This window comes from Streptomyces sp. JB150 (assembly GCF_011193355.1).
Taxonomy (GTDB): Bacteria; Actinomycetota; Actinomycetes; order Streptomycetales; family Streptomycetaceae; genus Streptomyces.
In genome coordinates this window covers 1,758,923-1,771,625 of the sequence record NZ_CP049780.1, presented here as the reverse complement: position 1 = coordinate 1,771,625, position 12,703 = coordinate 1,758,923, and the positions used below count along the sequence as shown (strand labels likewise).

The following is a 12,703-nucleotide window of genomic DNA, read 5'->3' as shown; positions in this document are numbered from 1 at the left end:
GCCCGGCTCCGTCCGGTCCTGCCCGGCTGCTCGACTCCGTCCCGCGCGGTGTCGTGTGGTCCCACCGTCGCCTGGTTCGGCCCGGCTCCGTCCGGTCCTGCCCGGCCGCTCGACTCCGTCCCGCGCGGCACCGCCCCGTGCCACCCGCCACCCGGTCCCATCCGCCACCCGGCCCGCCCGGCCCCGCCCGGTCCCAGCCCGCCCCTCGACCCCGTCCCGTCCGGCGCCGCCCGGCTCGTCCCGCGCGGCGCCGCCGTACGTCACCCCTCCAGCTCGTGCGCGTACGGCGGTTCCGCGCCCGCCCGGGAGCAGGTGACCGCCGCCGCGCGTGCCGCGAACCGCAGAAGCCCGGTCCAGCCGTCGGCGTCCAGGCCGGCGAGGGCGGCGGGGGAGAGGGCGTCCCGGGCCGCCAGACCGTGCAGCAACGCCGCGTTGACGGTGTCCCCGGCGCCGATGGTGTCCACCACGTCGACCTTCTCGCCCGGCACGGAGTGCTCGGCACCGTCGCGCGTGAAGGCGGTCAGCCCGTCCCCGCCACGGGTGATCACGACGGCCGAGGGCCCGGCCGCCAGCCACTCGCGCGGGCCGCCGCCCAGCCACCGCGCGTCCTCCTCGGACAGCTTCAGCAGGGTCACCGAAGGCAGCCACGTCAGGAACCGGGCCCGGTAGGCGTCCGCGTCCGGGATCAGCCCCGCGCGGACGTTCGGGTCGAGCGCGGTGAACACACCCTGCCCGGCGGCGGTCCGCATCAGCTCCTCGTACGCGCTCGCGCCCGGCTCCAGCACCAGCGAGCAGGTGCCGAACGACACCGCGCGGGTCCCCGCCGGGAGCGCGTCGGGCGCCGTGAACAGCCGGTCGGCGGTGCCCTCGACGTAGAAGGAGTACGCGGCCGAGCCGTGCGCGTCGATCGTGGCGACCGCCAGCGTGGTCGGCTCGGCGCCGCGGGCCACGCCCGACACGTCCACTCCGGCCGCGCGCAGCCCGTCCAGCAATGCCTCCCCGAAGGCGTCGGACGAGACGCGGGAGCAGAAGGCGGTGGGGCAGCCGAGCCGGCCGAGGGCGACGGCCGTGTTGTACGGGCCGCCGCCGAGCGCGGGGCGCAGGCTCGCCAGGGCCCCCGGCCCCTGCGGCACCAAGTCGATCAGGGCCTCACCGGCGACGACGATCACGAGTCGGCTCCTTTCTCGGGCTGCGCGAGCCCTTCGGACGGGTCCGGCCGCCGGGGCGGCGGTTCCGGGCAGCCGCACGAGGTGCGGTGGACGAACGTGCAGGGCAGCCGCACGGTCCGGGCGGGCCGGTCCGGCTCGGCGAGGCGTTCCAGGAGCACCCGGACCGCCTCGGCGCCCAGTTCCCTGCTGGGCTGGGCGATCGCGGTGAGCCGGGGCGAGAAGAGGTCCGCCCAGGCGAAGTCGTCGAAGCAGGCGAGCGCGAGGTCGCCGGGCACGGTGAGGCCCCGCTCGCGCAGCGCGCGCAGGGCGCCGATGGTCATCGCGTTGTTGGCGGTGACGAGCGCCGTCGGCGGCACGGCCAGGGACAGCAGGGCCGCGGTGGCCCGCTCGCCGCCCGCCGCCTCCGAGTCGCCGTGCGCCAGGAACCGCTCCTCGAAGGGCAGCCCCGCCGCCGCCAGACCCTGCCGGTACCCGGTGATCCGCTCGCTCGTCGTGCTCAGCCCCGGCCGGCCCGCGACCAGGCCGATCCGGCGGTGCCCGAGCCCGGCGAGATGCGTGACCAGCCGGGTCATCGGCTCCACGCTGTCCGCGCAGACCTGGTCGAAGGCCTGGGCGCCCTCCGCGCGGTCGTCGACCACACGGTCCAGGAGCACGGCGGGCACGTGGTGCCGGCGCAGGTACGCGACCAGCTCGCGCGGGTCCGCGGACGGGGCGACGATCATGCCGTCCACCCGCCGCTCGTGCAGCAGCTGGACGACCGTGCGCTCGTGCCGGGGGTCGTCGTGCGGATCGGCGATGAGCAGGCCGTAGCCGTGCTCCAGGGCGGCGGCCTCGACGCCTTGCAGGATCTCCGTGAAGTACGGGTTGCTGATCGCCGACACCGCGAGCCCGATGGACCGGGTCCGCGCGGTCACCAGGGAGCGGGCGAGGGTGTTCGGGGTGTAGCCGAGCGCGTCGATCGCGTCGAGGACGGCCTGCCGGGTGTGCGGCAGCACCGGCCGCGTCCCGTTCAGCACGTGCGAGACGGTCGCCACGGAGACCCCGGCGCTGCGCGCGACGTCGGCCATGGTCGGCATGAGCGGCCCTCCTCTTCCGGCGTTCCGCGCCGCAAGGTATCCCATCCGGCGCCGGACGTAAACGCTTGCGCAAACGTTTACGTCCGGCGCCGCGCGAGCGTGCCCGTCCGATGCCGCCATCCCCGCCCGCCACCCCCGCCCGGCCGCGCCCGCCACCCCCGCCCGGCCGCGCCCGCCACCCCCGCCCGGCCCGTCCCCGCAGGCCCCGTTATCGTCGGCATGCCCCCGGACCGGCCCCGACCCAGGGAGATCCCATGCCCGCCCGCCCCTCCGCGAGCCGCCGCGCCGTCCTGCGCGGGGCCGCACTCGCCCCCGTGGCCGGGCTCGGCCTCGCCGCCTGCTCCCCGGAGGACTCCGGCGGCGCCCCGGCCGCTCCCACCGCGCCGGTCGAGCTCGGCGCGGACAGCGAGGTCGTGAAGGGCGCCGCCCGCCTGTACCGCGACCACAACGTGGTGGTCAGCCGGGACGACCAGGGCGCCCTGAAGGCGTACAGCTCGATCTGCACGCACGCGGGGTGCCCCATCACCAAGCTCACAGGGACCCGGCTGACGTGCTTCTGCCACGGCAGCGAGTTCGACGCCGCCACCGGCGAGGTGCTTCAGCCGCCGGCCACGGTGCCGCTGACCGAGCTGGCCGTCCACAGCGAGGACGGCAGGATCGTGGCGGGCCCGAGGGACTGACGCCCGAGCGGCCGCAGGGCCCTCACTCCCCTCACTCCCAGTCCCAGGCGATCCCCACGATCCCCGACCGCACCCGGGGCTCCACGAGGTGCACGGAACGGTGCCGGCCGGTCAGGGCCAGTTCCTGGCGGCCGCTGCGCGGTGCCGCCGCCGAGTGCTGGGTGAACCGGTGGCAGCGCAGCGGCAGGGCACGCTCGTCGAACCGCACCTGGAGCGCGTACTGCCCGCCCGCCGGACCGAACCCGCGCGCGTACTCGCGTGACACCCCCGCGGTGCCGTCCTCGACGCCGTAGCGGAACAGGAAGGTGTCACCGGCCCGCAGCCGCGTGTCGAACAGCAGCTCGGCGACGAGCACCCCGGTGTCCCGGTCCCAGCGCACGCGCCCGGTGCGGCAGTTGTCCAGGGGATGCACCGTCATGCGGTCCGGCGCGCACCCCGGGTCGCCGTGGTGCACGGCGACGAAGCGGTCCACCCCGTCCTGGTGGGCGCGCACGATGTGGTGCGACTCGCGCCCCGCCAGCTCGCGGCGCGCCCCGATCCGCACCCGCTCGTGGTGGCCGAGCATGTGCAGCCCGCCGTCGGGCTGGGTGCCCAGCTCGGCCAGCAGCCGGTCCAGCACGTCCGTGGCCTCGACGAGGGACCGGTAGGAGCGGCCGGCCGTCCGCCGCGCGGAGCGCTCGTCGCCCTGCGCGAGCAGCCGGATCAACGACTCGTCGGGCAGCTGGAGTATCTCCTCCAGGGCGCGGACGGCGCGCAGCGACTCCGGGCGCTGCGGCCGGCGGGCGCCCTGCTGCCAGTAGCTCAGGCTGGTGACGCCGACTCTCACGCCGTACCGCGACAGATGGTGCTGCACTCGTTGCAGGGGCAGTCCCCGGGCGGCGATCGCGGCGCGCAGCGCGACGTGGAAGGGGCCGCCTCGCAGGGCCGTGTCCAGGTCCGCGGCGGCGACGTCGGCGGCGTCCGCGTGCTGTGTGACGTGCGGCATGCAGGGGCCTTTCTGTGGCTCACAACGGCTGGTCGGACCGTTCGTGGGATTCCGAGCCGGGGCCACCCCCGCAGGCGTGGAGGGGTCGTCACATCCGTACGCCGTGGTGCACGGCCCCGAGTTCCCCCGCATTGAAGCGTGTTGACCAGGCCCCGACAACACCTGGCGCCCCACCGCGGCACACTCCTGGCCGAGGTTCGACCCTGTCCGGCACGAGGGCTGTCCGGTACGTCACGTCCGGGCCCCGCGGCCGCCGGGCACGGGCGCCGGAGTGTCAGTCCTCGCCAGTAGGGTGTGAGACATGGCCGACCCCTCCAGCTACCGCCCCAGGCCGGGAGACGTCCCGGACTGCCCGGGGGTGTACAAATTCCGGGACGAGCACCGCCGGGTGATCTACGTCGGAAAGGCGAAGAGCCTGCGCCAGCGCCTGGCGAACTACTTCCAGGACCTGGCGAACCTCCACCCGCGCACCCGCTCCATGGTGACCACGGCCGCGTCCGTGGAGTGGACGGTGGTGTCCACGGAGGTCGAGGCACTGCAGCTGGAGTACTCCTGGATCAAGGAGTTCGACCCCCGCTTCAACGTCAAGTACCGCGACGACAAGAGCTACCCGTATCTCGCGGTGACGATGAACGAGCAGTTCCCGCGCGTGCAGGTGATGCGCGGCCACAAGAAGAAGGGCGTGCGCTACTTCGGGCCGTACGCGCACGCGTGGGCCATCCGCGACACCGTCGACCTGCTGCTGCGCGTCTTCCCGGTGCGCACCTGCTCGGCCGGCGTCTTCAAGAACGCCGCCCGCACCGACCGCCCGTGCCTGCTGGGCTACATCGGCAAGTGCTCCGCGCCGTGCGTCGGCCGGATCTCCGCCGAGGACCACTGGGACCTGGCGGACGAGTTCTGCGACTTCATGGCCGGCCGCACCGGCACCTACCTGCGCCGTCTGGAGAAGCAGATGACGGAGGCCGCCGAGGAGCTGGAGTACGAGCGGGCGGCCCGGCTGCGCGACGACATCGAGGCCCTGAAGAAGGCCATGGAGAAGAACGCGGTCGTGCTCGCGGACGCGACCGACGCCGACCTGATCGCGGTCGCCGAGGACGAGCTGGAAGCGGCGGTGCAGATCTTCCACGTGCGCGGCGGCCGGGTCCGCGGCCAGCGCGGCTGGGTCACCGACAAGGTCGAGGAGATCACCACCGGCGCCCTGGTCGAGCACGCCCTCCAGCAGTTGTACGGCGAGGAGACCGGCGACGCCGTCCCGCGCGAGGTGCTGGTCCCCGCGCTGCCCGACCCGGTCGACCCCGTGCAGCAGTGGCTCACCGAGCGGCGCGGCTCCGGCGTCTCGCTGCGCATCCCGCAGCGCGGCGACAAGAAGGCCCTCATGGAGACCGTGCAGCGCAACGCCCAGCAGACGCTGATGCTGCACAAGACCAAGCGCGCCTCCGACCTGACCACCCGCTCGCGCGCGCTGGAGGAGATCGCCGACGCCCTCGGCCTGGACAGCGCCCCGCTGCGGATCGAGTGCTACGACATCTCGCACCTGCAGGGCGAGGACGTGGTGGCCTCCATGGTGGTCTTCGAGGACGGCCTCCAGCGCAAGAGCGAGTACCGCCGCTTCCAGATCAAGGGCTTCGCCGGGCAGGACGACGTCCGCTCCATGCACGAGGTGATCACCCGCCGCTTCCGCCGCTATCTGGCGGAGAAGGAGAGGACGGGCGAGTGGGCCGAGGACGGCGCGCCCGGCCTCGCGGGCGGCACCGACGCGGAACCCGCCCGCACCATCCCGGGCACCCGCACCACGCCGGGCACCCTCACCGGGACCGGCACCCCCGCGCGGACCGACGTCCTCGACGGCCCCGGCGCCCTCACCGAGGACGACGGCCGTCCCAAGCGCTTCGCCTACCCGCCCCAGCTCGTCGTGGTCGACGGCGGCAAGCCGCAGGTCGCGGCGGCCCAGCGGGCCCTGGACGAGCTGGGCATCGACGACATCGCCGTCTGCGGCCTCGCCAAGCGCCTGGAGGAGGTCTGGCTGCCCGGCGAGGACGACCCGGTGGTCCTGCCCCGCACCAGCGAGGGCCTGTATCTGCTCCAGCGCGTCCGCGACGAGGCTCACCGCTTCGCGATCACCTATCAGCGCAGCAAGCGCGCCAAGCGCATCCGCTCCAGCCCGCTGGACGACGTCCCCGGCCTCGGCGCGACACGCAAGCAGGCACTGATCAAGCACTTCGGTTCGGTGAAGAAGCTGCGATCCGCGACAATCGACCAGATCTGCGAGGTTCCCGGCATAGGCCGCAAGACGGCCGAGACGATCGCCGCGGCCCTGGCCCAGGCGGCTCCGGCCGCGCCCGCCGTCAACACGGCGACGGGAGAGATCATGGATGACGTGGAAGACGGGGCACCCGAGACGACGGCGGATGCCCCAGGGGAGCCCGTGCCCACGGGCGCCCCGGACGAGCGACGGGGGCAGGAGACATGACCGAGCACGAGACACACCCCACAGCGGGGCCCGAACGCGCGACCGGCGAGCCGGACGCCCAGGCCCCCGCGCAGGAAACCCCCGGGACGGCCGGCGCGGACCGGCCCCACCCGCAATCCCAGAGCAACGGAATCCAGAGCAACGGAGTGCAGGGCACCGGAGTCCAGGGCACCGGAGCGCAGAACACCGCGGCCCACGGCACCGCGAGCCACGGCAACGGACCCCAGATGACCAACGGCACGGAGACCACCGGCGTCCCCGAGGCGGCCATCCCCGAGCTGGTGATCATCTCCGGCATGTCCGGCGCCGGGCGCTCAACGGCCGCGAAGTGCCTGGAGGACCTCGGCTGGTTCGTCGTCGACAACCTGCCGCCCGCCCTGATCCCCACCATGGTGGAGCTGGGCGCCCGCTCGCAGGGGAACGTGGCGCGGATCGCGGTCGTCGTCGACGTGCGCGGCCGGCGCTTCTTCGACAATCTGCGCGAATCCCTGGCCGACCTCGACACGCGCGGCGTCACCCGGCGGATCGTCTTCCTGGAGTCCTCCGACGAGGCGCTGGTGCGCCGCTTCGAGTCGGTGCGCCGCCCGCACCCGCTCCAGGGCGACGGCCGGATCGTCGACGGCATCGCCGCCGAGCGCGAGCTGCTGCGCGAGCTGCGCGGCGACGCCGACCTGGTGATCGACACCTCCAGCCTCAACGTGCACGAGCTGCGCGCCAAGATGGACGCCCAGTTCGCCGGCGAGGAGGAGCCCGAGCTGCGGGCCACCGTGATGTCCTTCGGGTACAAGTACGGCCTGCCCGTGGACGCCGACCTCGTCGTCGACTGCCGCTTCCTGCCCAACCCGCACTGGGTCCCGGAGCTGCGCCCGTTCACCGGCCTGAACGAGGAGGTGTCGGGCTACGTCTTCAACCAGCCCGGCGCCAAGGAGTTCCTGGACCGGTACGCGGAACTGCTCCAGCTGATCGCGGCCGGCTACCGCCGCGAGGGCAAGCGCTATGTGACCATCGCGGTCGGCTGTACCGGCGGCAAGCACCGCTCGGTGGCCATGTCGGAGAGACTGGCCGCGCGGCTCGCGGCCGAGGGCGTGGAGACGGTGGTCGTGCACCGGGACATGGGACGCGAATGACCGGACGTACTCCGCGGCTGAGCAGGCTGCGCCGGGCGCTCCCCGAGGGGCGCGGCGGCCGGTCCGCCGAGCCCCGCGGCGGCCGGGCGCGCCGGCGGGCCGCCCAGCCCAAGGTGGTCGCCCTCGGCGGCGGCATGGGCCTGTCCGCCTCGCTCGCCGCGCTGCGCCGGATCACCGGCGACCTCACCGCCGTGGTCACCGTCGCCGACGACGGCGGCTCCAGTGGACGGCTGCGCGACGAGCTGGGCGTGCTGCCGCCCGGCGACCTGCGCAAGGCGCTGGCCGCCCTGTGCGGCGACGACGACTGGGGCCAGACCTGGGCCCGGGTCATCCAGCACCGCTTCCAGTCCGGCGGCGAGATGCACGGCCACGCGGTCGGCAACCTGCTCATCGTCGCCCTGTGGGAACAGCTCGGCGACCACGTCCAGGCACTCGACCTGGTCGGCAGGCTGCTCGGCGCGCAGGGCCGGGTGCTGCCCATGTCCGCCGTGCCGCTGGAGCTGCAGGCCCTGGTCAAGGGCCACGACCCGGACCGGCCCGAGGACGTCGACACCGTCCGCGGCCAGGCCACGGTCGCCCTCACCCCCGGCGAGGTGCAGTCCGTGCACCTCGTCCCGCACGACCCGCCCGCCGTCCCGGAGGCCGTCGAGGCCGTGCGGGACGCGGACTGGGTGGTGCTCGGCCCCGGCTCCTGGTTCTCCTCGGTCATCCCTCATCTGCTCGTGCCCGAGCTGCTGGACGCCCTCACCGAGACCAAGGCGCGCCGGGTGCTCTCCCTGAACCTGGCTCCGCAGCCCGGGGAAACCGACGGCTTCTCCCCGCAGCGTCATTTGGAGGTTTTGGGACGACACGCCCCTAAACTCGCCCTGGACGTGGTGCTGGCCGACGAGGCCGCCGTGCCCGACCGCGACTCGCTGACCGACGCCGCCAAGCGTTTCGGGGCCGCGGTCGAGCTGGCGCCGGTGGCCCGGAGGGACGGAACTCCGCGGCACGATCCCGAGCTGCTGGCCGCCGCGTACGACCGTATTTTTCGGATGCATGGAAGGATCGGCCCATGGCGATGACGGCAGCGGTGAAGGACGAGATCTCCCGGCTCCCCGTCACCCGGACCTGCTGCAGGAAGGCGGAGGTCTCCGCCGTTCTGCGGTTCGCCGGCGGCCTCCATCTGGTGAGCGGGCGCATCGTGATCGAGGCGGAGCTGGACACCGCGATGGCGGCCCGCCGGCTCAAGCGGGACATCCTGGAGATCTTCGGGCACGGCTCGGAGCTGATCGTGATGGCCCCCGGCGGGCTGCGGCGCGGCTCGCGGTACGTGGTGCGGGTGGTCGCGGGCGGTGACCAGCTGGCCCGGCAGACCGGGCTGGTGGACGGCCGGGGCCGCCCGATCCGCGGGCTTCCCCCGCAGGTGGTCTCGGGGGCCACCTGCGACGCGGAGGCGGCCTGGCGGGGCGCCTTCCTGGCGCACGGCTCGCTCACCGAGCCCGGCCGCTCCTCCTCCCTGGAGGTGACCTGCCCGGGCCCCGAGGCGGCGCTCGCGCTCGTCGGCGCCGCGCGCCGGCTGTCCATCGCGGCCAAGGCCCGCGAGGTGCGTGGCGTGGACCGCGTGGTGGTCCGCGACGGCGACGCGATCGGCGCCCTGCTCACCCGGCTCGGCGCCCATGAGTCGGTACTGGCCTGGGAGGAGCGCCGGATGCGCCGGGAGGTGCGGGCCACCGCCAACCGCCTGGCCAACTTCGACGACGCCAACCTGCGCCGCTCCGCGCGCGCGGCCGTCGCCGCCGGTGCCCGCGTGCAGCGCGCGCTGGAGATCCTGGGCGACGACGTCCCCGAGCACCTGGCGGCCGCCGGCCGGCTGCGCATGGAGCACAAGCAGGCCTCCCTGGAGGAGCTGGGCGCGCTCGCCGACCCGCCGCTCACCAAGGACGCCGTGGCGGGCCGTATCCGCCGGCTGCTGGCGATGGCCGACAAGCGCGCCGCCGACCTGGGCATCCCGGGCACGGAGGCCAACCTCACCGAGGAGCTGGCCGACAACCTCGCGGGCTGACACGTCGTCAACCTCGGTACGCACGCCGGTGCCGACGCCCGAACGGGCGTCGGCACCGGCGTGTTCGCGTCCGCGTCCCCTGCCGGAGGCACCCTTGACTCGATCATGATCTGTCATGAGCCTGGCACCTATTCGTCGCCGTGACGAACCACCAGCAGGGGGGTTCATGAGACGCAGAGCGAGATCGATCCTCGCCATCGGCACGCTCCTGATCGGCGGAGCGAGCATCGCACCCATCGCCCAGGCACAGCACGGCACTTCCTCGCAGCCAGACGCCGAGGAAGTCAAGGTCTTCCGTGCCGAGGTCACCCGGCAGCAGATCCCGCTGCTCCTCGCGGCCGGGCAGGACGCCCACGAACTCGGCGAGCAGGCCCCCGACCGGGGCACCGCCTCCGTCGAGGTCTACCTCACCGACAAGCAGGCCGCGCAGCTGGAGAAGAAGGGCGTCGACCTGCGCGAGCACACGCTCTCCGCCGGGGCGCGCGCCCGCGTGGACGCCGCCGGGGACGGCGTCTACCGCCCGTACAGCGGACCGGGCGGCCTGAAGGAGGAGATCCTGAAGGCCGGCCGGGACCACCCCGGCCTGACCAAGGTGGTCTCCATCGGCACGACGCGCAAGGGGCAGGACATCCTCGCCCTGAAGCTCACCAGGAACGCGAAGAAGACCAAGGACGGCGCCAGGCCCTCCGTGCTGTACCTGTCCAACCAGCACGCCCGCGAGTGGATCACGCCGGAGATGACCCGCCGGCTGATGCACCACTACCTGGACAACTACCGCACCGACAAACGCGTCAAGAGGATCGTCGACACCACCGAACTGTGGTTCGTCATCTCCGCCAACCCCGACGGCTACGACTTCACCCACGCCGCCGGCGGCGACCGCCAGTGGCGCAAGAACCTGCGCGACAACAACGGCGACGGCGCCATCACCATCGGCGACGGCGTCGACCTCAACCGCAACTTCGCCTACAAGTGGGGCTACGACGACGAGGGTTCCTCCCCCCACCCCACCAGCCAGACCTACCGCGGCCCCGGCCCGAACTCAGAGCCCGAGACCAAGGCCCTCGACGCCCTCCAGAAGCGCATCGGCTTCGAGTACGGCATCAACTACCACTCCGCCGCCGAGCTGATCCTCTACGGCGTCGGCTGGCAGGTCGCCACCGGCACCCCCGACGACGTCCTCTACAAGGCGCTCGCCGGCACCCCCGAGAAGCCGGCGATCCCCGGCTACCACCCGCAGGTCTCCTCCGAGCTGTACACCACCAACGGCGAGGCGGACGGCCACGCGGCCAACGTCAACGGCACGGCGATGTTCACCCCCGAGATGTCGACCTGCCAGTCGGCGTCGAACGTGGACCCGGCCGACGCCTGGAAGCCCGAGGACTGCGCGTCGATCTTCACCTTCCCGGACGACGAGAAGCTGATCCGGCAGGAGTTCGAGAAGAACGTCCCGTTCGCGCTCTCCGTCGCCGAGTCCGCGGCCCGCCCCGACCGGCCGAAGTCCGCGGTCGGCATGACCGCCCCCGACTTCACCCCGGCCGCGTTCACCACCTCCTACTCGCGCGGCGCCGACCAGGAGGTCTCCGTCGTCGTCCGCAAATCGGTGCGGGACAAGGAGCTGAGGTACCGCGTCAACGGCGGCCGCGTCCACGACATGGCCCTGCGCCCCTGGAAGGGCGGCGAGACCTACGGCGGCGAGGACAACCTGTACTTCGACGAGTACCGCGCGAAGGTCGCCGACGGCGCGCCCGGCGACAAGGTCGAGGTCTGGTTCACCGGCGAGACCCGCTCCGGCAGGCCCACCGAGAGCGAGCACTTCACCTACACCGTCGCAGAACGCCCCCGCGCGGACGTCCTCGTCGTCGCCGAGGAGGGACAGCCCGCCACCCACGCCCGGGCCTACGTCGACGCGCTGAGGGCCAACGGCGAGAAGGCCGTCGTCTGGGACGTGGCGCAGCGGGGCGCGCCCGACGCGCTCGGCGTCCTCGGCCACTTCGGGAAGGTCGTCCACTACACGGGCGCCGTGCGCCCCGGTAACGCCACCCAGCTGGAGCTGCGCGCCTACCTCAACGAGGGCGGCAAGCTGATCGAGGCGGGCGAGACGGCCGGCGGCTCCGTCGACCTCGGCGGCGGCACCCTGTCGAACGACTTCAGCCAGTACTACCTGGGCGCGTACAGCCGTACGAGCCTGCCGAAGGCCACCGGCTTCGAGGGCGCCGGCGCGCTCGCGGACCTCACGGCACCGCTCGGCGACGCCCCCGGCAACCCGCTGAACGCGGCCGGCTCCTTCGGCGTCACCTCCGACACGCTGCCCCCGCGGACCTTCCCGCAGTTCGAGAGCGAGGGCGCGGGCCGGTACCCGGGCACGGTGAACCCGTACGGCCCGTACGAGGGCTCCTCGATGGCCGCGGTCACGCACTCCGACTACGCCTGGAACCGCCTCACCCGCACCGTGGACCTCACCGGTGTCGGCGCCGCCGACAAGCCCACGCTGCGCACCCGCCTGCTGTGGGACACCGAGCAGGGCTACGACCACGCGGTGCTGGAGGCCCGGACCGCCGGCGGGGACGACTGGACCACCCTCCCGGAGGCCGGCGGCGCCACCTCCACGGCGGTGCCCGCCGAGTGCGAGGCCGGGTACCTGGTCCAGGCGCACCCCGCGCTCAAGCGGTACCTGACACCCGGCGACGGCGGGTGCGCGCCCACCGGCACCAGCGGGTCCTGGCACAGCCTCACCGGCGCCTCGGCCGGCTGGCAGGAGGTCTCCTTCGACCTCTCGGCGTACGCCGGGAAGACGGTCGAGCTGTCCCTGAGCTACATCACCGACCCCGGCACCGGCGGCCACGGCGTCCTCGCCGACAACGCCACCGTCGTCGTCGGCGGCACGACGGGCCCGGTGGACGGCTTCGAGACGTCGCTGGGCGCCTGGAGCACCCCCGGCCCGCCCGCCGGAAGCCCCGCCGTCGTGAAGGACTGGGGCCTTTCCGGGGAACTGTTCCAGACGTACGGCGCGGTCACCACGGACGACACCGTGCTGCTGGGCTTCGGTCTGGAGCACGTCACCGCGGCGGCCGACCGTACCCGGCTGCTGGGCCGCGCGCTCGCCGCGCTGGACGACTGAAAACAGGCGGGCGCACCTGAGCGCGACGCGC

Annotated in this window: 9 protein-coding genes; 6 read left to right on the top strand and 3 right to left on the bottom strand. The window is 73.8% G+C overall.

Annotated elements, in window-relative coordinates:
* Positions 1 to 260: 260 nt before the first annotated feature.
* Both G7Z13_RS08335 and G7Z13_RS08330 read right to left on the bottom strand, forming a co-directional pair.
* The gene (locus tag G7Z13_RS08335) at positions 261 to 1,169 is read right to left on the bottom strand and encodes a carbohydrate kinase (protein WP_165997444.1); all 909 of its coding nucleotides are present in this window, start codon (positions 1,167 to 1,169) and stop codon (positions 261 to 263) included.
* On the bottom strand, positions 1,166 to 2,245 hold the full coding sequence (locus G7Z13_RS08330) for a LacI family DNA-binding transcriptional regulator (protein ID WP_165997443.1): 1,080 nt from the start codon (positions 2,243 to 2,245) through the stop codon (positions 1,166 to 1,168). Before G7Z13_RS08330 ends, G7Z13_RS08335 begins: the two co-directional genes overlap by 4 nt.
* Positions 2,246 to 2,499: 254 nt before the next feature.
* On the opposite strand from G7Z13_RS08330, the gene G7Z13_RS08325 reads away from it, so the two are divergent.
* On the top strand, positions 2,500 to 2,925 hold the full coding sequence (locus tag G7Z13_RS08325; protein WP_165997442.1) for a Rieske (2Fe-2S) protein: 426 nt from the start codon (positions 2,500 to 2,502) through the stop codon (positions 2,923 to 2,925).
* Positions 2,926 to 2,956: 31 nt separating this feature from the next.
* Here G7Z13_RS08325 and G7Z13_RS08320 read toward each other — a convergent pair whose 3' ends face one another.
* Complete coding sequence (locus tag G7Z13_RS08320) at positions 2,957 to 3,910, bottom strand: hypothetical protein (protein WP_165997440.1); 954 nt, start codon at positions 3,908 to 3,910, stop codon at positions 2,957 to 2,959.
* A gap of 301 nt (positions 3,911 to 4,211) precedes the next feature.
* On the opposite strand from G7Z13_RS08320, the gene uvrC reads away from it, so the two are divergent.
* The 5 genes from uvrC to G7Z13_RS08295 all read left to right on the top strand — a co-directional run bounded on the left by uvrC (position 4,212) and on the right by G7Z13_RS08295 (position 12,672).
* On the top strand, positions 4,212 to 6,380 hold the full coding sequence (gene uvrC, locus G7Z13_RS08315) for an excinuclease ABC subunit UvrC (protein ID WP_165997439.1): 2,169 nt from the start codon (positions 4,212 to 4,214) through the stop codon (positions 6,378 to 6,380).
* Positions 6,381 to 6,607: 227 nt separating this feature from the next.
* On the top strand, positions 6,608 to 7,507 hold the full coding sequence (gene rapZ, locus G7Z13_RS08310; protein WP_240926473.1) for an RNase adapter RapZ: 900 nt from the start codon (positions 6,608 to 6,610) through the stop codon (positions 7,505 to 7,507).
* Positions 7,504 to 8,571 (top strand): uridine diphosphate-N-acetylglucosamine-binding protein YvcK, encoded by a 1,068-nt coding sequence (gene yvcK / locus G7Z13_RS08305; protein WP_165997436.1) that lies wholly within the window; start codon positions 7,504 to 7,506, stop codon positions 8,569 to 8,571. Before rapZ ends, yvcK begins: the two co-directional genes overlap by 4 nt.
* The gene (whiA, locus tag G7Z13_RS08300) at positions 8,562 to 9,551 is read left to right on the top strand and encodes a DNA-binding protein WhiA (protein ID WP_165997434.1); all 990 of its coding nucleotides are present in this window, start codon (positions 8,562 to 8,564) and stop codon (positions 9,549 to 9,551) included. The genes yvcK and whiA overlap by 10 nt, the downstream gene beginning before the upstream one ends.
* A gap of 166 nt (positions 9,552 to 9,717) precedes the next feature.
* Positions 9,718 to 12,672, top strand: coding sequence for a M14 family metallopeptidase (locus tag G7Z13_RS08295; protein ID WP_165997433.1), 2,955 nt, complete (start codon positions 9,718 to 9,720; stop codon positions 12,670 to 12,672).
* The last annotated feature ends 31 nt before the right edge of the window (positions 12,673 to 12,703 follow it).

Coding starts and splice junctions, on each gene's coding strand:
- whiA (WP_165997434.1), top strand. CDS start 8,562: ATGGCGATGACGGCAGCGGTGAAGGACGAGATCTCCCGGCTCCCCGTC.
- G7Z13_RS08320 (WP_165997440.1), bottom strand. CDS start 3,910: ATGCCGCACGTCACACAGCACGCGGACGCCGCCGACGTCGCCGCCGCG.
- G7Z13_RS08295 (WP_165997433.1), top strand. CDS start 9,718: ATGAGACGCAGAGCGAGATCGATCCTCGCCATCGGCACGCTCCTGATC.
- uvrC (WP_165997439.1), top strand. CDS start 4,212: ATGGCCGACCCCTCCAGCTACCGCCCCAGGCCGGGAGACGTCCCGGAC.
- G7Z13_RS08330 (WP_165997443.1), bottom strand. CDS start 2,245: ATGCCGACCATGGCCGACGTCGCGCGCAGCGCCGGGGTCTCCGTGGCG.
- yvcK (WP_165997436.1), top strand. CDS start 7,504: ATGACCGGACGTACTCCGCGGCTGAGCAGGCTGCGCCGGGCGCTCCCC.
- G7Z13_RS08325 (WP_165997442.1), top strand. CDS start 2,500: ATGCCCGCCCGCCCCTCCGCGAGCCGCCGCGCCGTCCTGCGCGGGGCC.
- rapZ (WP_240926473.1), top strand. CDS start 6,608: ATGACCAACGGCACGGAGACCACCGGCGTCCCCGAGGCGGCCATCCCC.